The organism is Methanoculleus horonobensis (genome assembly GCF_001602375.1).
GTDB lineage: Archaea > Halobacteriota > Methanomicrobia > Methanomicrobiales > Methanoculleaceae > Methanoculleus > Methanoculleus horonobensis.
This window is the reverse complement of sequence record NZ_BCNY01000015.1, coordinates 704,385-729,527: the sequence shown is the minus strand read 5'-3', so window position 1 is coordinate 729,527 and position 25,143 is coordinate 704,385. Positions and strand designations below refer to the sequence as shown.

26 protein-coding genes are annotated in these 25,143 nt (G+C 63.7%); 14 read left to right on the top strand and 12 right to left on the bottom strand.

The genetic code is table 11. From position 1 onward, the window contains the following. Positions 1-88: 88 nt before the first annotated feature. The 10 genes from MCUHO_RS11395 (at position 89) to MCUHO_RS11350 (ending at position 8,895) form a co-directional block, all read left to right on the top strand. The gene (locus MCUHO_RS11395) at positions 89-547 is read left to right on the top strand and encodes a 30S ribosomal protein S15 (RefSeq protein ID WP_067078444.1); all 459 of its coding nucleotides are present in this window, start codon (positions 89-91) and stop codon (positions 545-547) included. Between the two features lie 6 nt (positions 548-553). Further along, positions 554-1,771, top strand: a complete 1,218-nt coding sequence (locus tag MCUHO_RS11390; protein WP_067078442.1) for a DHHA1 domain-containing protein — start codon at positions 554-556, stop codon at positions 1,769-1,771. Beyond that, entirely contained in the window at positions 1,768-2,055 is a 288-nt protein-coding gene (locus MCUHO_RS11385; RefSeq protein WP_067078440.1) for a KEOPS complex subunit Pcc1, read from the top strand. The genes MCUHO_RS11390 and MCUHO_RS11385 overlap by 4 nt, the downstream gene beginning before the upstream one ends. Positions 2,056-2,073: 18 nt before the next feature. After that, positions 2,074-2,667 carry a 30S ribosomal protein S3ae gene (locus MCUHO_RS11380; protein ID WP_067078438.1) on the top strand — a complete coding sequence of 198 codons (594 nt, stop codon included), beginning with the start codon at positions 2,074-2,076 and terminating at the stop codon, positions 2,665-2,667. 98 nt (positions 2,668-2,765) lie between these two features. Then, the gene (locus tag MCUHO_RS11375; protein WP_067078436.1) at positions 2,766-3,251 is read left to right on the top strand and encodes a hypothetical protein; all 486 of its coding nucleotides are present in this window, start codon (positions 2,766-2,768) and stop codon (positions 3,249-3,251) included. A 27-nt stretch (positions 3,252-3,278) separates the two neighbouring features. Continuing rightward, positions 3,279-4,514, top strand: coding sequence for a 2,3-bisphosphoglycerate-independent phosphoglycerate mutase (locus MCUHO_RS11370; protein WP_067078434.1), 1,236 nt, complete (start codon positions 3,279-3,281; stop codon positions 4,512-4,514). A gap of 16 nt (positions 4,515-4,530) precedes the next feature. After that, complete coding sequence (locus MCUHO_RS11365) at positions 4,531-5,385, top strand: polymer-forming cytoskeletal protein (RefSeq protein WP_067078432.1); 855 nt, start codon at positions 4,531-4,533, stop codon at positions 5,383-5,385. Further along, positions 5,382-6,218: a class I SAM-dependent methyltransferase gene (locus MCUHO_RS11360; protein ID WP_067078430.1), complete on the top strand. Its 837-nt coding sequence runs from the start codon at positions 5,382-5,384 to the stop codon at positions 6,216-6,218. The genes MCUHO_RS11365 and MCUHO_RS11360 overlap by 4 nt, the downstream gene beginning before the upstream one ends. A gap of 118 nt (positions 6,219-6,336) precedes the next feature. Continuing rightward, a complete protein-coding gene (locus tag MCUHO_RS11355) occupies positions 6,337-7,530 on the top strand; it encodes an MFS transporter (protein WP_067078428.1) in 1,194 nt (397 codons plus the stop codon). 348 nt (positions 7,531-7,878) lie between these two features. Further along, complete coding sequence (locus MCUHO_RS11350; protein ID WP_235808257.1) at positions 7,879-8,895, top strand: PAS domain S-box protein; 1,017 nt, start codon at positions 7,879-7,881, stop codon at positions 8,893-8,895. A gap of 567 nt (positions 8,896-9,462) precedes the next feature. On the opposite strand, the gene MCUHO_RS11345 is transcribed toward MCUHO_RS11350, so the two are convergent. From MCUHO_RS11345 to MCUHO_RS11335, 3 genes are read right to left on the bottom strand one after another with little or no spacing between them, the layout of a single operon-like run. Further along, entirely contained in the window at positions 9,463-11,472 is a 2,010-nt protein-coding gene (locus MCUHO_RS11345; RefSeq protein WP_067078425.1) for a DEAD/DEAH box helicase, read from the bottom strand. After that, a complete protein-coding gene (locus MCUHO_RS11340) occupies positions 11,469-12,278 on the bottom strand; it encodes a DUF7839 domain-containing protein (protein WP_067078422.1) in 810 nt (269 codons plus the stop codon). The genes MCUHO_RS11345 and MCUHO_RS11340 overlap by 4 nt, the downstream gene beginning before the upstream one ends. After that, positions 12,262-12,774 carry an ArsR family transcriptional regulator gene (locus MCUHO_RS11335; protein ID WP_067078420.1) on the bottom strand — a complete coding sequence of 171 codons (513 nt, stop codon included), beginning with the start codon at positions 12,772-12,774 and terminating at the stop codon, positions 12,262-12,264. Before MCUHO_RS11335 ends, MCUHO_RS11340 begins: the two co-directional genes overlap by 17 nt. 57 nt (positions 12,775-12,831) lie before the next feature. Between MCUHO_RS11335 and hypF the strand changes: the two genes are divergently transcribed. Beyond that, complete coding sequence (gene hypF, locus MCUHO_RS11330; protein ID WP_067078418.1) at positions 12,832-15,042, top strand: carbamoyltransferase HypF; 2,211 nt, start codon at positions 12,832-12,834, stop codon at positions 15,040-15,042. Positions 15,043-15,230: 188 nt separating this feature from the next. Here hypF and rpl12p read toward each other — a convergent pair whose 3' ends face one another. The 8 genes from rpl12p to MCUHO_RS11290 all read right to left on the bottom strand — a co-directional run bounded on the left by rpl12p (position 15,231) and on the right by MCUHO_RS11290 (position 21,071). Further along, positions 15,231-15,548 carry a 50S ribosomal protein P1 gene (rpl12p, locus tag MCUHO_RS11325; RefSeq protein WP_067078416.1) on the bottom strand — a complete coding sequence of 106 codons (318 nt, stop codon included), beginning with the start codon at positions 15,546-15,548 and terminating at the stop codon, positions 15,231-15,233. Positions 15,549-15,576: 28 nt separating this feature from the next. After that, a complete protein-coding gene (locus MCUHO_RS11320) occupies positions 15,577-16,605 on the bottom strand; it encodes a 50S ribosomal protein L10 (protein WP_067078414.1) in 1,029 nt (342 codons plus the stop codon). Further along, entirely contained in the window at positions 16,605-17,246 is a 642-nt protein-coding gene (locus tag MCUHO_RS11315) for a 50S ribosomal protein L1 (protein ID WP_067078412.1), read from the bottom strand. The genes MCUHO_RS11320 and MCUHO_RS11315 overlap by 1 nt, the downstream gene beginning before the upstream one ends. A gap of 51 nt (positions 17,247-17,297) precedes the next feature. After that, positions 17,298-17,774, bottom strand: a complete 477-nt coding sequence (locus tag MCUHO_RS11310; protein ID WP_067078411.1) for a 50S ribosomal protein L11 — start codon at positions 17,772-17,774, stop codon at positions 17,298-17,300. Positions 17,775-17,968: 194 nt separating this feature from the next. Continuing rightward, positions 17,969-18,442, bottom strand: a complete 474-nt coding sequence (locus MCUHO_RS11305) for a transcription elongation factor Spt5 (protein ID WP_067078899.1) — start codon at positions 18,440-18,442, stop codon at positions 17,969-17,971. Between the two features lie 5 nt (positions 18,443-18,447). Further along, a complete protein-coding gene (locus tag MCUHO_RS11300) occupies positions 18,448-18,657 on the bottom strand; it encodes a protein translocase SEC61 complex subunit gamma (protein ID WP_067078408.1) in 210 nt (69 codons plus the stop codon). A gap of 6 nt (positions 18,658-18,663) precedes the next feature. Further along, positions 18,664-19,761, bottom strand: a complete 1,098-nt coding sequence (gene ftsZ, locus MCUHO_RS11295; protein ID WP_067078406.1) for a cell division protein FtsZ — start codon at positions 19,759-19,761, stop codon at positions 18,664-18,666. Next, positions 19,758-21,071 (bottom strand): D-aminoacyl-tRNA deacylase, encoded by a 1,314-nt coding sequence (locus MCUHO_RS11290; protein ID WP_067078404.1) that lies wholly within the window; start codon positions 21,069-21,071, stop codon positions 19,758-19,760. The genes ftsZ and MCUHO_RS11290 overlap by 4 nt, the downstream gene beginning before the upstream one ends. Positions 21,072-21,165: 94 nt before the next feature. Here MCUHO_RS11290 and MCUHO_RS11285 point away from each other — a divergent pair, with 94 nt between their 5' ends. From MCUHO_RS11285 to MCUHO_RS11275, 3 genes are read left to right on the top strand one after another with little or no spacing between them, the layout of a single operon-like run. Next, complete coding sequence (locus MCUHO_RS11285; protein WP_067078401.1) at positions 21,166-21,348, top strand: hypothetical protein; 183 nt, start codon at positions 21,166-21,168, stop codon at positions 21,346-21,348. Continuing rightward, the gene (locus MCUHO_RS11280; protein ID WP_067078399.1) at positions 21,345-22,547 is read left to right on the top strand and encodes a molybdopterin molybdotransferase MoeA; all 1,203 of its coding nucleotides are present in this window, start codon (positions 21,345-21,347) and stop codon (positions 22,545-22,547) included. The genes MCUHO_RS11285 and MCUHO_RS11280 overlap by 4 nt, the downstream gene beginning before the upstream one ends. Continuing rightward, complete coding sequence (locus MCUHO_RS11275) at positions 22,541-24,415, top strand: molybdopterin biosynthesis protein (RefSeq protein WP_067078397.1); 1,875 nt, start codon at positions 22,541-22,543, stop codon at positions 24,413-24,415. The genes MCUHO_RS11280 and MCUHO_RS11275 overlap by 7 nt, the downstream gene beginning before the upstream one ends. Here the strand turns inward: MCUHO_RS11275 and MCUHO_RS11270 are convergent. Beyond that, positions 24,342-24,824 (bottom strand): TIGR00725 family protein, encoded by a 483-nt coding sequence (locus tag MCUHO_RS11270; RefSeq protein WP_067078395.1) that lies wholly within the window; start codon positions 24,822-24,824, stop codon positions 24,342-24,344. The two genes, MCUHO_RS11275 and MCUHO_RS11270, sit on opposite strands and share 74 nt — an antisense overlap. Positions 24,825-25,143 lie beyond the last annotated feature (319 nt).

Genomic DNA, 25,143 nt, shown 5'->3' with positions numbered 1-25,143 from the left:
TGCCCGCAAGGGCTCGGGATTACAGAGATTAGTCAGTAAAAGGACTCTTTTCTGGACTTAACATAGTATACCTATCGGAGGTGCATGAATGGCAAGAATGTACGCTCGGCGTCGCGGAACCAGTGGTTCCGTCCGGCCCTACCGGAAGGAGGCTCCCGAGTGGTCCAACACGGACACAACAGAGATCGAGAAGATCGTCGTTGATCTTCGTAAAGACGGCATGTCGACCAGCCAGATCGGCCTTGCGCTGCGGGATCGGTACGCCGTACCCGACGTCAAGCTCGCCACCGGCAAGCGCATAAACGAAATCCTCCGCGAGAACGGGCTTGAATCCGAGATCCCCGAAGATCTTCGGAACCTGATGCAGAAAGCACTCGGGATCAGGAAACACCTTGCGGAGAACAACAAAGACGTCCACAACAAGCGTCAGCTGCAGATCGCCGAGTCCAAGGTGCGCAGACTGGTCAAGTACTACGTCAAGTCCGGACGGATGCCGGAAGGCTGGACATACAAACCGGAGACCGCGGAGATCCTGCTCACCCGCTGATGATCCATGTCGCTTGACGCCGCTGCTGCAAGCCTGGCCGACCACCTGCTCGAACAGGAGTTCGTGGAGGTGCTGGCGCACCACGATGCCGACGGTATAGCCGCCGCATCCATCCTCTGCCACGCCATGTTCCGCAAGGGCGGACAGTTCCGGCTGAGGATCCGCCCCGGCATCGCCACGGCCGACCTCCCCGGCGACGGCAGCGTGCTTCTCTGCGACTTTGGATCGGCACTCACGGACCTCCCCGGCGACGTCATGGTGGTGGATCACCACCTGCCCCGCTTCGAGGGAGACTATCATGTCAACCCGCACCTTGCCGGAGTCGACGGCGACCGGAACCTCTCGGCGGCCGGCGCGGCCTACCTCGTCGCCCAGCGCATGGGAGACAACCGGGATCTCGCGGGGCTCGCGCTCCTCGGGATCATCGGGGACGGCCAGGCACTCGACGGCCCGAACAGGGATATCGTGAACGAAGGCATCGCGAACGGGTTCATAACGCCCCGGCGCGGCCTCCGCCTCCCGGGGAGATGGCTCGTCGAGCAACTCGCGCTCGCCGTCGACCCCTACCTCACGGGGTTCTCGGGCGAGCCCGACGCCGCCCGAACGCTGGTTGCCGAGGTCACCGACGAGGACGACATGGACACCGAGTCGCTCCTCACCCGGGTCGTCCTCGCGGCCGCCCCCAGTGCCTCGGCCTCCGCACTCTCGGGGATCTGGGGCACCACCTACAGCCTCGGCCGGGAGGTGATCGACGAGGCGTTGAATCTCACCGCCGTCGTCGACGCCTGCGGCAAGGCCGGGAACGGAGATGTCGGCGCATCGCTCTGTCTCCGTTCGAGCCACGCGATCCAGGAAGCCTGGGAGATCGCCGCCCGCTACCGGCAGGAGGTCGTCGCCGGCATCCGCGGGGCGCGCCGCCTCGACGAACGCGTCGCCATCTTCAGCGTGGACAACGGAGGTGTTGCAAGCGACGTCGCGGACGCGCTCGCAAACGACTTCGTCCAGACCGGGCCCGTCTTCGTCATCGGCAGGAACGGCGATGACTGCTCCGTCTCGGCACGCTGCCCGCCGGGCATCGACCTCGACCTCGAGGCGCTGATGCGAACGATCGCGGAGGCGTGCGGCGGCCGGGGCGGCGGGCACCGCCTGAGAGCCGGCGCCCGGATCGCCGCCGATCAGGCCGACCGGTTCAGGCAAGCGCTCCTGGAGGCGATTCCGGCATGATCCGGATCGAGGGCACGATCGAGACGCCGCACAGCCTCCCCGGCTGCGTGGCCGCGGCACTCGAACCCGACAACCTCACCCTGATCCGGACAACCGCGATCGAGGAGAGGGTGCGGGCCGAGATCGACGGAACCAGGCTCAGGTCGATCATCGCCTCGGTGGACGACTACCTCATGAACCTGGCGATCGCGGAGGACGTATGCAGCGCCGCCACGAGACGGCGGCAGAGCGGATCGGAGAAGTCCGGAGTGGAATCAGGATCAAATGGGCTGAAAAATCGATAATAAGAGAGAAGTGATACCATGGCAAAGAAGAAACAGGTTGGAAGAAGGTTGGAAGGCTGGAAGGCCAAGAAGTGGTACCGTGTCTACGTACCCGACGCCTTCGGCAAAGCCGAGATCGGTGACGCCATCTCCGCCGACCCCGAGAACATGGTCGGCCGCGTCATGACCGCTACGCTCGGCGAAGTCGTGCAGGACTACTCCAAGTCCCACATCAAGATGAGGTTCAAGATCAACAACGTCGCAGGCGACGCCGCGTACACCGAGTTCGTCGGGCACGAAGTGACCCGCGACTACCTCCGGTCGATGGTCAAGCGGCGGGCATCCCGCATCGACACCATCCACCCGATCGTCAGCAAGGACAAGAAACTCCTGCGGGTGACGGTCGTCTGTCTCACCCTCTCGAGGGCCGAGCAGAGCCAGGTGCACGCCGTACGGCAGGCAATCTCGCAGGCCCTCGCTGCCAGGGCGGCAGAGAGCGACTTCGAGACCCTGGTCAAGGAGATCGTCTCCGGCGACATGGCCCGGGACATCTTCAAGGTCGTCAAGACGATCTACCCGATCCGCCGGGTCGAGATCACCAAGTCCAAACTCGAGCAGGTTGCGGCCATATAAGGCCGGCTGCTCACCTTATTTTTGCAATCCCATTGCCTTCACGCCCCCTCGCTCACCCGGCGGGAACGGCGCGAAGGGTATATGCTCCATGACGGGGTATGCATCCGCCGGAAGACGAGAGGGAGGTGACGGCAATGATGGTCGAAGGGCGGAGAACGAACCGGGTCGTGCTCAATCGTCAGGGTCTCGACGAGCAGCAGACGATGGCGCGGGGGATCATCGTGAGGATGATTGTCCGGTTCCACCGGGAGTGGGACGAACTCCGGGAGAGGGAGAGCGGCAGCGCCCGGGTTCTCGCCTCGAACGCGATGCTCGAGCAGTGCTCGCACCAGCTCTATAACTGCGCGTGCGACATGAGAGCAGTCCTCGGCGAGGAACTCGCTGGAGAACTCCGGTGTCTCTCGGCCGAGATCATCAAGACGGCCAACATCCTCATCATGCTCGGGTGCGGGGAGGAGCGCCGCAAGGAGAGCGAGATCTTCGCACAGGAGGCGCTTCTCCGGATCGAGCGGTGCCTGGCACTCGTCCAGAAGGAGAAGGGCTATCCGGCGACCCGGATCTCGGTTGCCTACCGGGAAGAGTAATCACGTTACGGATCTCATCTGTTCTCGATGATTGCTGAGAAGGTTCTCTTCCTGGTACTGGATGGGATCTCCGACCGCCCCTGCGAAGCGCTGGACGGATTGACCCCCCTCGCCGCCGCACGAACCCCGGTTCTCGACCGGCTCGCCGCTGAAGGCATATGCGGGATCATGGATTCCGTCGCGCCCGGGATACGGCCCGGGTCCGACACCTCCCACCTCGCCCTGCTCGGCTACCCGCCGCAGGAGTTCTACACCGGCCGCGGCCCGCTCGAGGCCGAAGGAACCGGCATCCACATGACCGCCGGGATGATCGGCTTCCGGTGCAACTTCGGCACCGTGGACGCGGACGGCCTCGTTACCGACCGCCGGGCCGGCCGGATATCCGGGACGGAACCGCTTGCAGAGGCCATCCGGGACGGCGTCGACCTCTCGGCGCTCGGCCTGGAGTTCCGGTTCGAGGCGGGCGCCGGCCACCGGGCAGCCCTCGCTCTCGTCGGGGAAGGGCTCGGCGATAAGGTCTCTTCGAACGACCCGAAGAAAGAGGGGGTGCAGCCGCTCACGATTCGGCCCTGCACCGACGACCCGGCGGACAGAAAGACCGCCGATGCCTGCAACGAGTTCATCCGCCAGTCAGGCAAGATCCTGTATCACCACCCGATGAACGTCCGGCGAATGGAGGAAGGACTGCCGCCCGCAAATCTCCTCCTGATCCGGGGTGCCGGAAAGATGGGCGAGTTGCCGCAGTTCTCCGAGCGCTACGGGCTCTCCGGGAGCGTCATCTCGGCGGCCACCCTCATCTCCGGGATCGGGAAGGTCGTGGGGCTCGAGCACATCCCGGTGCCGGGGACGACCGGGTCGGCCGACTCCGATCTCGACGCCAAGGTGCGGGCGGCGATAGGCGAACTCGGCCGGAAGGACTTCGTGCTGATGAATATCAAGGGCGCGGACGAGGCCGGTCACGACGGCAAAGGCATCCAGAAACGCGACTTCATCGAAGTGATTGATAAGGCCCTCGCGCCGCTGCTCGATCTCAAGGAGACGCTGATCGTCATCTGCGCCGACCACAGCACGCCCTGCTCGGTCAAAGACCACAGCGCCGACCCGGTTCCGGTCGTCATCCGGGGGCCGGGCGTCCGGATCGACCGGACGAACCGGTTCGACGAGATCTCGTGCGCGGAGGGTGGGCTTCACCGTATCCGCGGCCGCGATCTCATGCCGATCACCCTGGATCTAATTAATAAGAGTCATAAGTATGGGGCATGAAGATTATACCGGGTAAATGGAACCGACAGGAGACCACGACTGGATCAAGGGCTGCACCCTCCCGGACAATACCGAGCTCCAGGAGAGGACGCTCAAGACCGAACAGGATATCGTCATCGGCGAGCGGTGCCGGATCGATTACGGCCTCTTCGGCAACGATGTCGTGGTCTGTGAATTCAGCAAGATCAACGGCAACATCGTTGCAAGCGGCGACGCCAGGATAGACAACTGGTGCGAGATCAACGGGGACGTCGTCGTCGAGGAGGACGCCTACCTCGGCGAAGGGGTGAAGATCCTGGGCAAACTGGTCGTCAAGGGCGACCTCGATATCGGGGACAACGTCCAGATCGAGCGCGGGTTCGAGGCGAAAGGCTGGATCTCCATCCGAAACCCGATGCCGGTCATCATCTACATCGTGATGTACCTGGTGGCCGTCCTCGGGATCGAGAAGGAGGAAGAGCTGAGTTCCGTCCTCGAGAAACTCTTCGGCGACGACGACGAGACCACTCCCACCGCCACGCCGCTGATGATCCCGGGCGGCGCCGTCCTCAACATGCAGACCTTCGCCGTTCCGGAGAAGATGGCTGTCGGGGCCGGGTGCCGGCTGCACGGGAACATCCGCGCCGGCTCGATCGCCGTCCGGGAGGAGACGACGATCTTCGGGAGCCTTCATGCGCGCGAAGGTGCGAGCATCGCCAGAGGAACGGCCGTTCACGGCGACGTCCAGAGCGACGGCGACGTGACGATCGAGCAGGAAGTGCATATCCTCGGGAACGTCTCCTGCAAACGTCTCACCCTGCACGAAGACGCACGCGTGGACGGGGTCATCCGGGCGCCGGGCGGCATGAAGATCGAGAGGCGGGCGGCATGAAGGTTGCAGAGATCCTCGAGGTCGAGGGGTGCCGGCTGGTCGAGCCGTCGTTTTCGGACCTGGCGGTAGACTCGTGCACGCTGCTGCTGCTCCGGATAGCGCCGGACGAGGGCCGCCTCCTGGTCGACGAGAAGGAGGAGCCGATCGCGCTCGCGCTCCACGACGACGAGGGGTGGCACGCAGCCTCGTTCCTCTTCCGGGAGCCGACGCTCGCCGCCATCGAGTGTTTCGAGGCGGTCGGCGGCGAGATCTACCAGGAGAGCCGGGAGAGATGGCTCTCGGCGGTCCGCGAGTACTACAGCACGGAACTGCTGGCGACCACGTTCCCCGCCCTCGAAGACCTCCGCCACGACCGGGAAGGAAAGATCCGCGACCTCCTCGACGAGGTCTGGGGCGACCGCGCGGGAACACCCTGTCTCGACTGCTGCTGCGGGTCGGGGGTCGGCACCGCGGCTCTCCGGGCGGGAGGGGTGCGGGCGCTCGCCTACGACAACGATCCGGCGCTCCTCGCGCTCGGCCTCTCGAAAGGGCGTCTCGTGCCCTCAGACACCATCTGCATCGACGCGCAGAAGGCGTCCCATTATATCGACCCGGTTCCCCTCGGCGCGGCCTTCATGGTCGGGGAGATCTACTCCTACAATACAACCCTCTGGAGAACGATCGTCGCGAACCTCCTCGCTCTCACCAGCGAGACGCTGATCACCGTCGGCACGGAGGAGGAGGCTGCCAGAGTGGAAGAGTGGTGCACACGAGAAGGCAGGAAGACCGAGATCTTCGAGAACCGGCGTGATCCGCTCTACGACCGGTGGTGCTGCGTCGCACACCAGATGTGATTCCGAACCGCGACCTAATATATAAGGCGCAGTACCACCAACTCTTTTCCCCGCAACTGTAGAACAACCCCCCGCAGACCCGATTCGCGGGCCTGATCCTTATTCGAGTGTAACTTGCATGAATACCGCCAAACGCATCTATAACGTCTTATTCATCTCCGTCTTCGCCACCATGCTCGGGCTCGGGATCGTCAGCCCGCTGCTGCCCATCTACGCGGAGAACCTCGGTGCGACCGGCATCTGGCTCGGCATCATCTTCTCAGCCTTTGCTCTCTCCCGGTCGGTCTTCATGCCCATCATCGGCCGGATATCCGATCGCCGGGGGAGGAAATGGATCATCCTCATCGGCATGTTCGCGTACGCGGTTCTGTCGCTTGCGTATATCATCGTCGACAGTGTTTACTCGCTCACCGCAGTCCGCTTCGCCCACGGCCTCGCATCGGCCATGGTCGTCCCGATAGCCATGGCCTACGTCGCCGACCTCTCGGAGAAGGGGAAAGAGGGGAGCCATATGGGGAACTTCTCCATCTCGATGTTCCTCGGCATGGGGATGGGGCCGCTGCTCGGGGGCTTCCTGAACGACACGTTCGGATTGGACTCGGTCTTCTACGTCATGGCCGCCCTCTCGGCGTTCGCCACGCTCCTCGTCGGCATCTCCCTTCCGGAGGCGAAAAGCGGCACGTTCACGGTTTCCGAAGGGAACGCGGTCCCGCTCCGGGAGATCCTCAGGCTCCCGGTCATGCGGGGGGTCATGGTCTTCTCCTTCATCAGCGCACTCGGGCGTGGAGGCATGATGGTCTTCATTCCGATCTTCGGCCCGCTGATCGCGATCAGTCCCACCGAGGTGGGCATCGTCCTCTCCGCGAACACCTTCCTGATGGCGCTCCTCCAGGTGCCGATGGGAAGGATCACCGATACCGGGAACAAGGTCACCCTGATCGTCGTGGGTTCGGCAATAACAGCGCTGGCGATCGCTGTGATTCCTCTATCGGGATCGTTTGGCCCCCTGCTCCTGATCACCTCCTTCGTCGGTATCGGGGGGGCCATCCAGCAGCCGGCCATCATGGCCCTGACGGTCGATGCGGGCCGAACGATCGGGATGGGAACTTCGATGGGCGCCTACAACACGGTCTTCGGGATCGGCATGATCATCGCACCGTTGATGGGGGGCGTCTTCATGGACTACATCGGCATCGACGCCGTCTTCTACGTAGGCGGCGCGATAAGCCTCCTCGGAACCGTGATCTTCGCGGTGATGATGCAGAGGAGCGCCCGCGCAGCCGATAAGAATGAGAGTCCCGGGTCCGGATAGGTCTCCTCCGCCCCCCGGATCAGTCTGCCAAAAGACCGACACACCTGCTTCGGTGTCCCGCAAGGTCCCCTCAACCGATATAAAAAATCGAATTTACGCTGTAAACTTCTCCCCCGTATAGGCAACATATATATACTACATTTACTATCATGGGATACAAAGGCGCACGGATAAAAAGCGCCCCGGAACCACCACGGTAGACACCTGCGGGGCGACCGGATGACCTCCCCGGTCAGTCCCGCAGGCCACGGGCAGGAATCTGCCCCGGTATATGCGACTCGGTATAACGGCATGGCCTCCTGCAACGACCACCCCCTGTCCCCCGCTTTTTCCCCCCCGGCCTACCGTATGCCCCGGCCTCGCAACCGGATCCCCTTCGCGCTTATTCTCCCGTTTGGCATCTCCGGCGATATCCTGACCTCTCCCGGCGTTCTGCTCATCGAACTCCTCGTCGTCTGCATCGCCTTCGGGCTGCTCGGAATCTGGCTCAAGGAGCGGGAAGTCGCCGCACGCATCGCCGGCATGGACTCAAGCATCGAAGGTATCAGGTCAACGAGCAGTCCCCCGGCCCGCTTCCCTGCCGCCCGGGGCGACCCGGTTTCGCGGTTTGTGGACGAGGTCAACCTGATGCTCGGAGAACTGGACCGTTCCCGGCGCGATCTCCAGGAGAGCAGGGACCGTTACCGTCTCCTCTTTGATAGCGGAAACGATTTCCTGCTGGTATGTGCCGTCGGGAGGGAAGGGACGCCCTACCGGGTACTGGATGCGAACGCGCTCGCCTGCCGGTGCCTCGGGTATACCCGGGACGAACTCTTCGCCCTCGCCCCGGGATCGGTCATCCTCATCCGGAGCGACTTCAAGAAGGGCGACCTGCGCCTGCACTCCGCCGACCTGATCCCCCGGGAGGGCAACCGGATCCCCGTCGAAGCGAGCATCCACCGCATCACCCTCGGGGGCACGCCGGCCATCCTCATCATCGCCCGGGACGTGACGGAGAGGCGGCGGGCCGAGAAGGAGTTGCTGGACTACCGCTACCGCCTTGAGGAACTGGTGACGCAACGAACAGATGAACTCCGGGCGGCAAACGAGAACCTCAGGCGCGAGATGAAAGAGCGGGAGAGGATCGAGCGGGAGAGGATGGAGGCATACCGGCAGATCGAGAGGAACATCGAGCAGTTCGCAGTTCTGACCGACCACATCAGAAACCCCCTTCAGGTCGTCCAGGGGATGGCCGACCTCATCGATGATCCGCGGGCGGAGAAGATCCGCGAGCAGGTCCGGCAGATCAAGGCGATCCTCAAGCAACTCGACGAAGGCTGGGTGGAGTCGGAGAAGGTGCGGGAGTATCTGGAGAGGTATCGGTAGGAAGAGGGGGTTTGGGCTGTACCCGGCCGGGATGTGAGAAGCCAGTGAACCTGCAGTGATGGTTGAGAATACTGCAGTGCTGTTGATCGCCAATAGACCTGTTGAGACAAGAGAGTCCAAATACAGTGGACCGTGGTGGCTATCGCCACGTGGGGGTGGGGCTGACGGGGAGTGCGATGTTCCGGCAGGAACGGAGCACGAGAAGCCGGTAGGGTTTGAGGGGGAGCATCCCCCCTCCCCTGTCTCCACGTCGGAATGAATGCCTGTAACCCCCACCCCACCCGGCCTCCGGCCTCCTCCTCCGCACCTTCGGTGCTCATGCTCCGGCCCTACAGCCCGTCGCACCCCGCCCCGGGGGCGGGGGCAGTGCGTGGCGATAAGCGACGTTCCGGCAGGAACGGAGCTGGAGCACCGAAGGTGCGATGTCCGGTGGAAATCCGTGCACGGGGTTGCAACGTCCCGAAACGTGAAACAGGGGGACAAGTAAACTTTAAGCGCACAAATAAACGCGGTTTCTGGGAGAGCCATCTTTTCCAGGCGGCTCTCCCGACAGCCTCAAAAAAAACCCTACGGCGTCGTCTCCTCGGCACACTCGAGTTCCGCGACGATCTCGGCCGCATCGTCCATGCGCCGGACGAGATCCATGATCTCCATCAACCGTTCGGCGCCGATGAAGTGCTCGGCCATCACCCGGGCCATATCGGTGAGTTCGATACGCCCTGCCCGCCGCTTGACCAGACCGTAGTCGAGGAGCGTGGGGAGGGCCGGCTCCAGCGTCCCGACCATCGCGCGGGTCATCTTGATGACCTGCTGCTCGTCGCCGTTCGAGACCACGGCGTTCGCGACGAACTCCTCCGTGCTCTGCTCCATGTCGTACTCGGGCGCGACCTCCTCCATCTCGCCTCGCAGGAGGCCGACGGCGACCTCCTCCTCGGTCTTCCCGGACGCCCGGGAGTAGGATCCCCCGGGCTCGGCCAGGATGACCACCCGGCCGAGATCGTGGAAGTCCGGACGGCCCGCCCGACCCATCATCTGGTGGAACTCCTGGACGGTGAGCCACTTGATGCCCATCGCCAGGGCATCGAAGACCACCTGCGATGCAGGGAAATCGACGCCTGCGGCAAGCGCCGCCGTGGTCACGACGGCGGCAACTTCCCCGTTTGCAAACCGCCGCTCGACGTCGCGGCGTTCCTGGGAGGTCAGCCCCGCGTGGTAGGGGGCGGCGTTCTTTCCGAGGGCGTCGGCGATGACGTGGCAGCGGGCGCGGGAGTTCGTGAAGACGATCGTCTGGCCGCGGTAGCCCTTCGACGACCGTATCTTGAACTCCTCGGCGACCATCTGCTTGATGAAGTTGATCTTCTTGTTTCTCTCGACGAAGATGAGATGGCGCTCGAGCGGGACCGGCCGGTCCGCGTAGCGGACAAGGTTTGCCTGGAGTTTCTCCGCGAGCAGCCCGGGAGCCCCGATCGTGGCCGAGAGATAGAGGAACTGAGCCTCGGGCGCGATGTGCTTGAGCCGGGCGATCAGTCCGTCGAGACGGTGGCCGCGCTCCGGGTCTTCGAGCATCTGCACCTCGTCGATGACGACGGTCCCGATATCCTTCAAGGATCGCCCGGTCCGGAGAGCGTGGTCGATTCCCTCGTAGGTTCCGACCACCACGGGAGCGTTGACGTCCCGGTCCCCTGAGGATCGGGTCTCGGGGAGGTTGAGACGGCTCACCCCGGTCTGCAGCGTGACCCGGACGAGATGGCCGTAGCGGTCGCGGAACCGCTGATACTTCTGATTCGCGAGCGCGACCAGCGGAACCAGAAAGAGCGTCCTCCCCCGGCCTTCGAGGAAGTTCTTCATCCCGGCCATCTCCCCGATGAAGGTCTTGCCGCTCGCAGTGGCCGCGACGACCAGGAGGTGCTGCCCCTCGAGGAGGCCGTTCTGGACGGCGAGCTGCTGGACGGGCATCAGGTACTCGACCCCGGCGGCCTTCGCGAATGCGGGAGGCAACGGCAGGTCGGTGATATGGGCGGTCTCCTGAACCTCGTGTGCCTCGAGCCGGTCAAAGAGCGTCCGCTTCCGGTCGGGGTGCTCGGGCCCCACCGACGCCAGCACCCGGTCGAGATCGCGAACCTGAACGAGAAGTTTCTCCAGGTGGACGAGCACCGAGCCGCCGAACTTCCCCAGGTAACCAAGCTCCCGGCGCATCTCACGCTTTGCGCACTCCATGCAGATCCACTCGCCGCCGTACCGCACACCGGTCGTCCTGTCGACCGGCACGAACCGGTCCTCGAGCTGGCAGAACCGGCAGATATTGATCCGCGACCATGAGATCTGGAGATCGGCAAGGAACGACTCGAACTCAGGGCTCCTCGCTGCAAGGAGCACCGAGGAGCGGCGCAACAGGGCGATGAGATCGCGGGTCGGGGTGGGCTTGAGCTGTTTGCCGCGCCGGCGCATCTTGAAGTTCTTCGGCCGCTGACCCTTCGGGGTCGCAGTCAGGTCGACGAAACCCGAACCTTCGACACGGCCGCCTTCGACGAACAACAGTTTATACGTGCCTTTCTGGGGCTGGACAATGACTTTCATGACGGGATCAGGTCGTGGATCGTGTAGGTGAGCCCCACCGTCTCCAGACGTTTGAGGAAATCGGTAAACTCCTCATCGACGATAAAAATTGCGCACTCCCGACCGTGAAACGCCGCTTCGACGACACCTTCCCTTGAGCCAAAGAACATATCCGGCTCGATGCCCGCCTTCCTGAGGGCCACGTAGGATTCGAGGCCGACGGCGCCCACCATCTCGACGTCCCGGATCGCCTCGCGGAGAAGATCCGTGCTGACCTGCCGGGACCCGCCCCGCTCCACCCGCGGCACCTTGCAGACGTGAATGAGCCCCTCCTCGTGCTGGATGATGCCGTTCAACTGGGCGACGCCGAGGTCTTCTCCCGGTGCCGCGTCCATGGTCGCGAGGCCGGTGGCGCTCTGCTCTTCTTTCGTTGCATAAAGCCACCCGTCCTGCATGAAGACACCGACCGTATCCCCCTTCCGGATATCGTCCCGGGCGATGGCCGTCCAGACCGCCACCTGCTGGATGATATCGCGGTTGACGTGGCGGGCGTAGGACTCAAGCGCCTCGGCGTGATGCAGAACCCACTCGATCCCGTTCTTCGTCACCTCGTAGCGGCCCCGGCCATGAGCGGTGACCAGCCCTTCGTCAACCAGTTCCCGGATGTACTCGGAGACGGCCTGAGGCGTCACCCCGAGTTTCGCGGCGATCTCCTGCTGGCGGACGGCCGGCTGGTGTTCAGCGACCTCTACGAGAATCTGGAACCGGGTGGCCTCCCGTTTGCTGCGCAGGATGACGTAAAGAGGGTCGTCAGTGAATTCGGTCAAGCAGCACCATTCCCTGCCCTTTCACGTCGAGACCGGGGATCCTCTTCGCCAGTCCCTTGATGAAAGTGGGGCTGACCCCGTATTTTCGGGAGATATCGCCGATGGAGGTGGTTCCGGCCACGATCTCCTGCTCGACCGAGTCCACAATCGTGCGGAGACCCTCGTCGTTCGAGACGGCGATGTGCAGCAGATCTCCGATATCGCCCATGGAACACTGGAAACTGGCCCGGAACTTGCTGTATGTCGCGCGGTACTCCTTCAACGGCTTCTCTCCGGGCTTGGGCATCCGCCACTGTTCTTCGATCAGGTTTCCCTTCTTGAGGATAGCAAGGCACTCGGTCACTGTCGAGGGGCCGGCATACGCCACCAGATCTTCCTCGGTCAGCCAGGCCTTGTTCAGGAGCTCGTAGATCTTTTTATAATCGACATTATTGAACGTTATGAGAAGAGGAACCAGTTCTACTGGATCGTTAAGAATTTTAATATGTCCCGTCACTGCGATACCCTATTGTTATATGGTGGTATAACTCCATAAATTTTTGCTGAAATCTCAATGCGTACCAGTGGCATAATCATCATCCGGGGCATCGTCCAGGGCGTCGGGTTTCGTCCCTTTGTCTATGCAAAAGCGAGGGAATTCGGGATCACGGGGACGGTCAAAAACCTCGGGAGCGAGGTCGAGATCCATGCGTTCGGCGAGCGCTTCGAGGAGTTTCTGGTGGCTGTTTCTAAAGGAACGCCATTATCTCAGATAGATTCCGTAGATGTCCAGAATCTGCGCGGCGGGCAGACCGAAGGGTTTACCATCCTCGAAAGCAACTCCGGGAGCCTCTCGGGGTTCATCCCGACCGACGTCGCCATCTGCGACGACTGCATCGCCGATATTTTCGCGCAGGGCGGCCGATACGAGGGGTACTGGGCAACGTCCTGCGTCAACTGCGGGCCCCGGTACAGCATCATCAATACCATCCCCTATGACCGGGAGCGTACGTCGATGGCGGAGTTCCCGGTCTGCCCCGCCTGCGAGGGGGAGTACACCGACCCGTCGTGCCGCCGCCACCACGCCCAGACGATCGCCTGTACGACCTGCGGGCCGGGTCTCGCCCTCCTCCGGGCCGACGGAACGGCGGTGGCGGGAGACCCCATCCGGGAAGCGGCGGCCCTCCTCGACGCGGGCTCGATCGTCGCCATCCGCGGGATCGGGGGATTTCATATCGCCTGCACCGAGGAGGCGGCGGGGGTTCTGAAACGCCGCCTCGGCCGGACGGAACAACCCCTCGCAGTGATGGCGACCCCGGAGGAGGTGGAACGGCTCGCGATCGTCTCGGACGAAGAGCGGGCGATCCTCCACTCCCGGGCTCGCCCGATCGTGGTGCTCGAAAAGCGTGATCCCACGTCTCTCCCGGCGATATCAGACCTCCACACCATCGGATGCATGCTCCCCTACACCGGGCTGCACCACCTCCTCTTCGCGAACCTCGCCCACCCGCTCCTCATCATGACGAGCGCGAACCTGCCGGGCTACCCGATGATCACCGATCTCGGTCTCGCTCTCAAGCGGCTTCCGGGGCAGGTGGACTACATCCTCACCCACGACCGCCGGATCGTCAACCGGTGCGACGACTCCGTCGTCCGGGACGGCTACATCATCCGGCTCTCCCGCGGCCTCGCCCCGAAACGGGAGGCGATCGACCTCGGCAAAGGATGCATCCTCGGCGTCGGCCCGGAACTGAACGCGAACGTCTCCATCTACAAGGGCGGTTTCTGCATCACCTCCCCGCATGTCGGAAACGTCAGGAACCCCCAGACCCTCGCCTACCTGCAGGAGACGGCGGAGAGACTCGGCGGCCTCACCGGCGCCAGGTACGACCGGATCGTCCACGACCTCCACCCGCAGTTCCTCTCGACCCGCTACGCGAAGGAGGTTGCCGAAGCGACCGGGGCGGAGCTCCTCGCCGTCCAGCACCACCGGGCGCACATCGCCGCCACGACCCGGGAGGAGTGCGTCGGGATCGCGATCGACGGGGTGGGCTACGGCGACGATGCCACGATCTGGGGCGGGGAGGTATTCGCCGGACAGGTACCCCACCTCGACCGGGTCGCCCACCTCGAGGTCGTCCCGATGCCGGGCGGCGACCTCGCCACCCGGTTCCCGGAACGGATGCTCTACGGCATCCTCCCGACATCGGGGGTGAGAGACCTCCTTGCAGCGCGGGGCTGGAGCGATATCGAACTTGCCGTCCTCGTCCGGCAGGTGGAGCGGGGGCTGAACGTCGCCGCGACATCGAGCACCGGCCGGGTGCTGGACGCCGCCGCGGCCCTCCTCGGGATCTGCCGGGAGCGAACCTACGACGGGGAGCCGGCGATGAAACTCGAGACCGCGGCGCACGCCGGGAAGCCCTCGGCCTGGGAGATTGAATACCGGCGGGGCGACGGCGGCTGCGAGGTTCTCTCGACCCGCTCGCTCCTTTCTGAGGCATACCGGAGGTCAGCCGCAGGGGAGCGGGCCGAGGATCTCGCCGCATCGCTCCAGCACAACCTCGCCCGTGGCGTCGCCGCGATGGCCGTCCGGGCGGCCGAAGAACGAGGGATCCCCCGGGTGGCGCTCTCGGGCGGGGTGGCCTACAACCGTGCGATCCGGGAGACGATCCGGTCAGAGATCCGTGCCGCCGGGCTCGAGTTCATCATGAACAGGGACTACCCGCTCGGCGACGGCTGCATCAGCTTCGGGCAGGTGGTCTACGGCGGGAGCGTGGAGAAGTGAGATCCCGTAGCCCGCGGGTTGTGATCGGACAGAAGCCCTCTTTTTCCCCGTAGATCACCCGCCTGGCAGCGTAATACCGAAAAAAGACGCACGGCTGCCCGGAGAAGCATTCTAAAAGGTCTGGCGAGAGTGGAACGTCACTCGAACCGCGAAGACAACCGGTTCGTTAAAGGCGAAAGAAAAAAGGTTTAGCCGAAGAGGGCGCCGAGACCGGCCATGCCGCTCTCTTCTTCCTCTTCCTTCTTGCCCTCTTCCTCGGCCTCTTCCTCGGCTGCTGGCGCGGCGGCTGCAGGGGCAGCGGCTGCGGCGGGGGCAGCGGCGACGGACGCGACGGCGGCCTTGCTGATGGCCTCCTCGATGTTCACGTCCTCGAGTGCGGCGACGAGCGCCTTCACGCGGGCATCCTGGACCGCGACACCGGCCGCGTTCAGGACAGCAGTCACATTCTCTTCAGTTACATCTTTGCCTGCGTTGTGCAGGAGCAGTGCAGCGTAGATATACTCCATAGTTCATTCACCTCTTTTTGAAATGATATTAGCCGAAGAGGGCGCCGAGACCGGCCATGCCGCCCTCTTCATCCTCTTCCTTCTTCTCCTCTTCAGACTCTTCTTCCTCGGGCTTATCCTCGGCTGCCGCCGGGGCTGCTGCCGCGGGTGCCGCAGCGGTCGCAGCCGATGCGGCTTTCAGGGTCGCCTCATCGAGCTCGAACCCACGGCCCTGCGCCGCGAGCGCGACGGCCAGCATCTCGCGCTGTGCCCGCCCGATGATCAGGTCGACGATATCCTTCTCGTAGATACTCGCCTCGACGCCCACATTCCGGGCCTCGCGCACCGCCTTGCCGATGATGGCCGCGACGGTAAGCCTGGTCGGGATGACGGCGTTGACCGAGAGGTTGAACGCCTGCTGGGCCGCGAGCACGATGTTGTTCGCGTAGGCGTCCTCATCGATAGCGAGCAGGTCCGGCGTGAAGATGGTATCCCGGTAGTATGCGGCCTGCAGGATGAGGCCGACATCCATCGGCTTGACGCCGAGTTTCACGAGAGCGTCGGCAACCTTCTTGTTGATGACCTCGCCCCTCTTCACGACCGTCTTCGTCTCGCGAATCTTGACCTTTCCGCCCTCAATGGCTGCGGGAATGCCCACCTGCTGGAGCTCGCCCACGATCGGGCCGGGCTTGAAGCTGGTCGGACCCTTCGGGATGACGATATCCTCGGGAGCTGTCTCGCCGGGCTTCGCCGCCATCTTCGTCTTGGTCTTCTCGAGCAGCTTGAAGAGCTTGAAAGGATTCTCGTTCGTGAAGATCAGAGCGCTCTGGCCGTCGGCGTGGTCGTTTAAGGCCGCGACGCTGCCGCCGAGCTCGTTTAAGGCGTGCTCGATCAGCGTGTTCCTTGCCATCTTCACCCTCGCCGTGCCGCGGAGGTTCCGCCGGATCTGCTGGACCTGCGAGGCGGGAATGCCATACATGTCCACGACGCCGACGAGCGAGTGCTCCTCGATACCGCGCTTGATCTCTTCTACTTCATCCTTCTTCCACCGGGGCAGGTGGTGCGTATAGAGCGCCATCAGATCACCCTCACTGCCGGCCCCATGGTCGTCTTCACGTAGACTGAGTGGATATTCATCGCTCCGCTCTCGAGCACGGACTCGACCCTCCGGATAACCGTATCGATGTTCTCGGCTATCTGCTCGGGGGTCATTCCGGAGGAACCGACCTTCGTGTGGAAGACCTTCTTATCCTTCGTCCGGATCTTCACGGAGCTCCTCAGACGCTGGACGATCGGCCGGATGTCCATTCCCTGCGGAACCGGCATCGGCATCCGTCCACGCGGACCGAGCCTGACACCGAGATAACGGCCGACGAGAGGCATCATTGCCGTCTCGGCAAGGAAGAACCGGTACTCATCCGCCATCTTGCGCGCTTCGCGGGGCTCTCCCCCGAGCCGCTCGATCTCCTCAGGTCCGATGATGAGGTCCACATTCACCTCTTTTGCCTGTGTGGTGATATCGCCCTTCCCGAGAACTGCGATCTTGATATTATCAAAACCGTTCGGGAGGAGAATCGTCTCATCAATACGATTCTTGGGCTGGGACATGTCGATATTCCTGAGGTTGACGGTGATATCCACGCTCTCCTTGAACTTCCGTTCCGGAGCCTTTGAGAGGGCCGTCTTCACGGCTTCCTGTATACTGGTTTTATCAACCATCCTTTGCCTCCATAGTACACGACCTCACGATCTTCTATGGTTGTCTGACATCTATGCGACGAGTACGCTGTCGTACTCCCCGTTGTTGACGGCCTGGATCATCTCGCGGGGCTTCTTCCCCTCGACGGTGACACCGACACTCACGCACGTTCCGAGGACCTCTTTGACCGCGGACTTCAGATCGTACGAGAGCATGCCATCAAACTTCATACGGGCAATACGGACAGCGGCCTCCAGTGGCAGATCTCCCGCCACTAAAGCACCCGGCTCTGTCGAACCCTTCGTGATACCGGCCTCTTTCATGACGAGCGCCGTCGTGGGCGGAATGCCCACCTCAATCGTGAAGTTCTTCTTATCGTCGACCGTAACCGTCACCGGCACCTGCATGCCGTTGAATTCGGCTGTTTTCTTGTTAATCTCGTCGACGACAGCCTTCACGTTGATACCGAGAGGTCCGAGCGCGGGCCCCAGAGGCGGGCCTGCTGTTGCCTTGCCACCGGGTACCAATACCTCGACCGTTTCTGCCATACAAGTTCACCAGCTGATTATTCCTCAGGGGAATAGTTGCCTGGGTTATCTAAGGTCAACGTGGGAGGATTTAAAGTACAGTACCCGGGTGGCGCACCGGCCCGCATTCAACGTAGCGCCCGGCCGCCGGGAGTTGCATCGCTGCCGATAACGCGGAACGCGGCGGGGAAAAAAGAAGATGAACGTTATATTATTCAGGAAATGTTTTCCGACCGCTCCACGACGCGAACGGAGTCGCCACGGACCGTAATCGGGATCGGAATCATACTCTCATAGAGTTCGACCGTAATCTCTTCCTTTCCGGAATCGACGCGCTTGACGACCGCTTTCTCGCCCTTGAACGGACCTGCAATGATCTCGACGATAGTGCCCTCGGTGATGCCGCTGACTGCCTTCTTCGGCACCAGGAAATGCTCCACCTCGGAGAGGGCCGTCGAGCCGTGCACCACCGCGCGCGCATGGGGGATCATCTCCACCAGCTGCTCTATCCGGGCGATGGAGTCCGGGCTCTCCACGAGGACGTAGCCCTTCAGTTCCTCGGGAACCATGACGGCCACCACGTGAATGTCCTTCTGCTCGCGGATCACCTTATCGATGTTGTCGGCGACCGTCCGCTCCTGCTTTGCGGTCGTCTTTATCGCGTATATCCGGTTTGTACTCTCAACCATATCCATCATTTGGGCAGTACCAGCATGATCTCGTATATGATAAAGCCGACAAGGCCGATGAGCATGATCCCGGCCGCCGCCACGACGGCAATCTTGGAGAACTCGTCGCGAGTCGGCGTCCGTGCCAGTTTCAGCACCCGCCAGTACTTCTTGAAGAGTTCCTCCTCGATCCTGAACGACTTTACTTCCTCTAACGTCTCTTTATAATCCATCATACCGGCTCACTTCAGGAAGTCGATCTCAAACTGTTTCATCATGCGCGGCATACTCTTCTCGTTTCTCCCATATATTTGTGGTGACCGGACGCCGGTGACCACGAGCAGCGTCCGCATCTTGCCCTGCATGTCGGGGTCAACCTGAGCACCCCAGATGATGCGGGCATCGGGATCGATGCGGTCGTAGACCTCCTGGATGACGCCTTCCGCCTCGGACATCGTCATATCGGGCCCGCCGACCACGTTGACGAGAGCCGCGCTCGCCCCGGAGATATCGACATCGAGCAGCGGGGAGCGCAGCGCCTTCTTGACCGAGTCGGCGGCTTTGTCCTCACTGTCGCTCTCACCCATCCCGATCATCGCGACGCCTCCCCGCTCCATGACCGTCCGGACATCGGCAAAGTCGAGGTTCACGAGACCGGGCATCGTGATGAGCTCGGTGATGCCCTTGACCGCCCGCATCAGCACCTCGTCCGAGACCTTGAACGCCGCGTGGAGCGGAAGCCGGGGCACGACCTCCAGCAGCCGGTCGTTCGGGACGACGATGACGGTATCCGCCACCTCACGGAGCCGCTCGAGACCGGCCTCCGCATTCTGGCCCCGGATAGCGCCTTCCACCGTGAACGGCAGGGTGACCACCGCAATGGTCAGTGCGCCCTCCTCTCTCGCGGCCTTCGCGACCACGGGTGCTGAGCCGGTACCGGTCCCGCCCCCGAGTCCGGTGGTGATGAAGACCATGTCGCATCCCTGGACAGCCTGCTTGATCTCGTCCTCGTTCTCGAGGGCCGCCTCCTCGCCGACCTGGGGGATAGAGCCCGCGCCAAGACCGCGGGTTCTCTGCCTTCCGATGAGGATCCGGGTCTCCGCCCGTGTTCTGACAAGATGCTGCGCGTCGGTGTTGAGAGCGATCAGCCGTGCCCCGTTGATGCCTTCATCCGCCATCCGGGTCACTGTGTTCGAACCGCCGCCCCCGCACCCGACGACTGCGATCTCAGTCCTGAGTTCCATGAGGAGATCTTCAAGATCCTTGTCGACCTCCGTGGGCTCAGCAAAGCGCTGCTCCTCTCGCGCCCGTGAAAGTGCCTCTTCTACGATGGATTTCATATGTAACTCTCCAATCCCGGAATATGTATCCGCTTCACGCTGGTTGTCTGCACTGCATCGGGTGTGACCTTCCTCCCCTCGATATCGACCGCCTTTCCGCCGGCAAGCATGGCAAAGAGCGGCCCTTTGGGGATCCCGTGCCTGCGCGCCTTCTCAGGGTCGAACCGCACCTTCCGAAGGACGAGGTGATCACCGTCGATAACAGCATTTTCACAGATAAGTAAGAGTTTTACACACAGGGTAGTTATATCACTTGCGAGTCGGGACGACTCGTTTTCAAAGCAGATGAACGTCGATAGAACTTCCTTCGAGCCTTCCGAGAGATGAACGACCGGCAATCGGTCGAGACCGTTGAGAAAACCCGACTTGTCTGATTTGATCGTTTCTTCAATCAACCCGGGAGCGATCCGCACCACGGCGGGATTCCCCTCTCCTCTGAGGTTGTGGATGCGGACGCGTGACCCGGGAGCGACCTCTTCGGCGAGAGACCTGACCCGGAGATAGGTGGCCCACGCAAGGCCGGATGCCTCCTGGATCTCCGACTCGGAGAGGAGAGGGATGGCGGCACCGCCGAGCAGGTGCTCGATCCGCCCGGCCTCGTCCCGGGAGAGTGATTTCCTGTCGATGTAGGCTGCCACGGCGCCGCTCGCCTCCTGCATCGCCCGGAGGAGAGCGGGATCGATCGCGCCGATCTGTCGGGTCGGAACGATGTGCCCGAAGGCGCCCCGGGAGGAGAGGGCGATCTCGGTCTGCCGCACGGCGTAGTGGGTGCCGCCGAAACCGAGGAGATTGATCGTCTCCTCTGGCTCCGCGGCGAGGATGCTCTCCGCCACCGCCCTTCCGGCGACCGGATCGGCCCATTCGGTCGCGGTCGACCCGATCTCGACGAAGAGGGAGGGCGTCGAGAGTTCCGTCGGGCCGTGGTGCGTCACCTCGTAGGAGACCCGGTAGCCCTCCGGGGCGCGGGCGGCGAGGTTATGAAGGATTGCGTGCATCCACGCGGGAGCCGCCGGAGCGAGTTTTCCCGGCTCCCCGCCGAGGTCGGCGGTCTCGTAGTTGCCGGTGACGTGCACGGTCAGGGCGGGCGTCTGGTGCACGCTCGCGTGCCGGGATATGAAGAGGATGAGATCGGCATCGACCTCCGTATCGATCCGGTCCTGGTGGATCAGCCTTCCTGCGACCTCATAGAACGTCAGTTCGTGCCGTTCGGCAAGCGGCCACCCCCTGCACGCCGCGAGCAGGGTTTCAAGGTGGCGCCTGATGTTCACCCCTGCAGCGTCCTGTTCCGAATTGATCAGCGCGATCCGCATCGGGTACAATGTGGGTCGCGGGGCTGCTAAATGGTAGTGCTTGACCGGCGCGATAGTAAATCCTATCTCCCTTGCGGCATATCATGTGGGTACTATGGACGAGGACAAGATACGGGAGGCCTTCGAGGCATACGGCATAGTAGACGAGATTACCTGCCCGCAGGCCTTCGAGATATCGGAGAAGTACAGCATCCCGAAGATGGATATCGCCCGGTACTGCAACCAGCGCGAACCGAGAATAAAGATCCGCGGCTGTCAGTTGGGCTGCTTCAGATGAGCCTTTTCCTCGAGGTCGTATCGGTCGCCGAGGCCGTAAAGGCGGTGCAGACGATCGCGCCGCCGCCCGGATGCGAGGACGTCCCGCTCGCAGACGCCCTGCATCGGGTTCTCGCGAGAGATGTCCTTGCCGATATCGACATCCCGGGGTTCGACCGCTCGACGGTCGACGGCTACGCGGTCGCCGCATCCGAGACCACCGGCGCGTCCGAGGCCATCCCGGCGATGCTCCAGTGCCGGGGCCGGGTCGGGATGGGGAGCGCGGACGCCGGGAGCATCTCTCCCGGATCGTGCCGGTACGTCCCCACCGGCGGAGCACTCCCCGCAGGCGCGGACGCGGTGGTGATGATCGAGCACGCCGAACAGATTGGGGACGACATCCTGGTGCACCGCCCGGTGGCGCCCGGCGAGAACGTGGTCTTTGGCGGTGAAGATTTCAGGGCAGGGAAGGCGGTTCTGGAACGGGGGCGCGTGCTGACCCCTCGCGAGATCGGCGTTGCCGCGGCGGTCGGAGCCGACCGGGTCAGCGTGGTGAAGATGCCGAAGATCGGGATCATCTCTACGGGAAACGAGCTCGTCCCTGTCGTCGAGGCCCCCGGGCCGGGCGAGGTCCGGGACGCGAACTCCTACCTCGCCGGTGCCTTCGTGACGGAACGGGGCTGCCACCCGGTCTACTTCGGGATCGTCAGGGACGACCGGGCGGTACTGAAGCGGGCGGTCTCCTCCGCCCTTGAACGGTGCGATGCGGTTCTGGTCTCGGGAGGCTCGTCGAAAGACGAGCGGGACAACACCGCGGCGGTCGTCGCGGAACTCGGCAAGGTGATGGTGCACGGGATCGCCATCGCACCCGGCAAACCCACCATCATCGGGACGGCACGCGGAAAACCGGTCATCGGGCTCCCCGGGCACCCGGCCTCGGCCTTCGTCGTGCTCGTCGCCGTCGTCGACCATCTCCTCGCGGCGATGCGGCAGACCGCCGTCTTCCGGCGAACCGTCCGCGCCCGGCTGACCCAGAACGTCCCCTCCACCCGCGGGCGGGAGGATTACGTCCGGGTCAGTCTCGGCAACGGGGAGGCGACACCGGTCTTCGGGAAGTCGGGGCTCCTCAACACCCTGGTGCAGAGCGAGGGGGTGGTGCGGATCCCGGCATCGAGCGAGGGGTTCGAGGTCGGCGAAGAGGTCGAGGTGATCCTGTGGTGAGGCGTTACCTCTCGGTGATATCGCTCGCGGAGGCGCGGGAGTTACTCAAAGCCTCCTTTTCGGCGGTTCCGGGAGTCGTCCGCGTCCCGGTGAATGTCGGGGCGGTGGGGAGGATCACCGCAGAGCCCATCTTCGCCCGGTTCTCGGTCCCCGCCATCCACCTCTCGGCGATGGACGGGATCGCGGTCAAGAGCGCCGATACCGTCGGCGCGAGCGAGCAGCGGCCGGTGACCCTCCCGGACGCGGCGCGGGTCAATACCGGAAACATCGTTCCGCCCGGCTACGATGCAGTGATCATGATCGAGGACGTCTGGGTCGAGTCGAAGCCTGACGGCGAGACCTACACCGTCCGGAAGTCAGTCAGCCCCTGGCAGCACATCCGCCCGGTCGGCGAGGATATCGGGGAGTCGGAGATGATCCTCCCGAGGGGGCACCGGATCCGGCCGCACGACCTCGGGGCGCTCGCAAACTACGGCGTCACGGAGGTTGCGGTCACGAGGCTCCGGGCCGGCCTGATCCCCACCGGGAGCGAACTCGTGCCGGCAGGCGAGATGCCTCCGCCCGGGAAGGTGGTGGAGAGCAACACCCTGATGGCCGCGTCCGTCCTCGCGGAGGCGGGCGTGGAGACGCACCGCTACGGGATCGTCCCGGACGACTACGGGATGATCCGGGAGGCGGTCAGGCGCGGTGTCGCGGAGAACGACATCCTCTTCGTCTCGGCGGGGTCGTCCGCCGGAACGCGGGACTACACCGCCGACATCATCGCGGATCTCGGCGAGGTGCTGGCGCACGGGGTCGCCATCAAACCCGGAAAGCCGGTGATCGTCGGGAGGATCGAGGGAAAGCCGGTGATCGGGCTTCCCGGCTATCCCCTTGCCGCTGCGACGGTGCTCCGCGAGCTCGTGATGCCGCTCGTCGCCCGCTACGGCCTCTTTGTCCGCGAGCCCGAACGCGTCGCCGCCCGGCTGACCACAAGCCTCCACTCCGATATCGGGACCGACGAGTTCGTCCTCCTCTCGGCAGGAAGGATCGGCGACCGCTGGGTGGCGGTGCCGCAGTCACGGGGAGCGGGCGTTCAGATGAGCGCGGTGCGGGCGAACGGATACATGCAGATTCCGTCGCAGAAGGAGGGGGTCGAGGTGGGGGAGACCGTGGACGTCCGGCTCGCCGTCCCCCGCGCGGAGGCGGAGGAGGCGGTGCTCGTCACCGGCAGCCACGACCCCGCCCTCGACCACCTGGCCGACCTGGTGCGGCCGCGCGGCGTCGATATCCACTCCACCCACACGGGAAGCATGGGCGGGGTGATTGCATTGAAGAAGCAGGAGTGCCACGCGGCCCCGATGCACCTCCTCGCCCCCGACGGCACCTACAACGTCCATTACCTGGAGCGCTACATACCGGGCGCCGATCTCGTCCTCCTCTGCGTGGCGGAGCGCCAGCAGGGCGTCATCTCCCGCGAGGGCCTCGGGTTCGAGGAACTGCCCGGCCGGACGTTCGTCAACCGGCAGAGGGGATCGGGGACACGGATGCTGCTTGACCACCATCTTGCACAGCGCGGGATCGACCCGAGATCCATCCCCGGCTACGAGCGGGAGGTGACGACGCACCTTGCGGTGGCGCTTGCCGTCCGGACCGGGGAGGTCGACGCGGGGATGGGGGTCTACAGCGCCGCCAAAGCACTCGGTCTCGCGTTCGTCCCGGTGGCGACGGAGCGTTACGAACTCGCGATGCACCGCGAGATGCTCGATGACCCGCGGATCGCGGCCCTCGTCGAGACCGTCTCCTCGGAGGCGTTCAAGAAGATTCTCCGGGATCTCGGGGGCTACGAGACGGCCGGGACAGGCGTGCTGCGCGAACTGCGAGGATGACCGCCTCCTCGGGCGTCGCGCAGACAAACACCCCCTCTATCTTCCAGGTCAGAAGGCCGAATACGGGCTTCTCCGTCTTGAGCGCGATGGCGATCTCCGAGAGCGTGCCGTAGCCACCCCCAACGGCGATCACTGCGTCGGCCGAGTTTACCAGGACGACGTTCCTCGCGTGGCCCATCCCGGTACGGATGACGATATCGAGATACGGGTTCCCCTCCCCGGTGTCCGGGAGGATGCCGACGGTCGTTCCGCCGGCCTCTTTTGCACCCCTGCAGGCGGCCTCCATCACCCCGCCGAGGCCGCCGCAGCAGACGGTCTCGCGGTTCCCGGCGATGAGGTAGCCGATGGTCTCCGCCGCTTCGTACTCCTCCCCGGAGCAGTCCCCCCGCCCGATGACTGCAATCTGCATGGGGGAGATGTCGGGGGAGTGAGGGATAAAAGGAGGGGTGGAGTGGCAATGTGCGAATCAAGAAACAGGGGAAGATTTGTTCTTACGGGTCACCTTCCGGCCGAACGCCGTGCTCTGGAGCATTGCACAGGCTACGCCCATGCACGGTTTTCCATAGGGTATCGCACCTTCGGTGCTCCAGCTCCGTTCCTGCCGGAACGTCACTTATCGCCACGCGGGGAGTGCGACTGGCCGAAGGGCAGGAGCATGAGAGGAACGAAGTTCTTTGAGGGGCTGACGGGGAGTGCGATGGGCGGAATGCGACCGGTCGCCAGAGCGG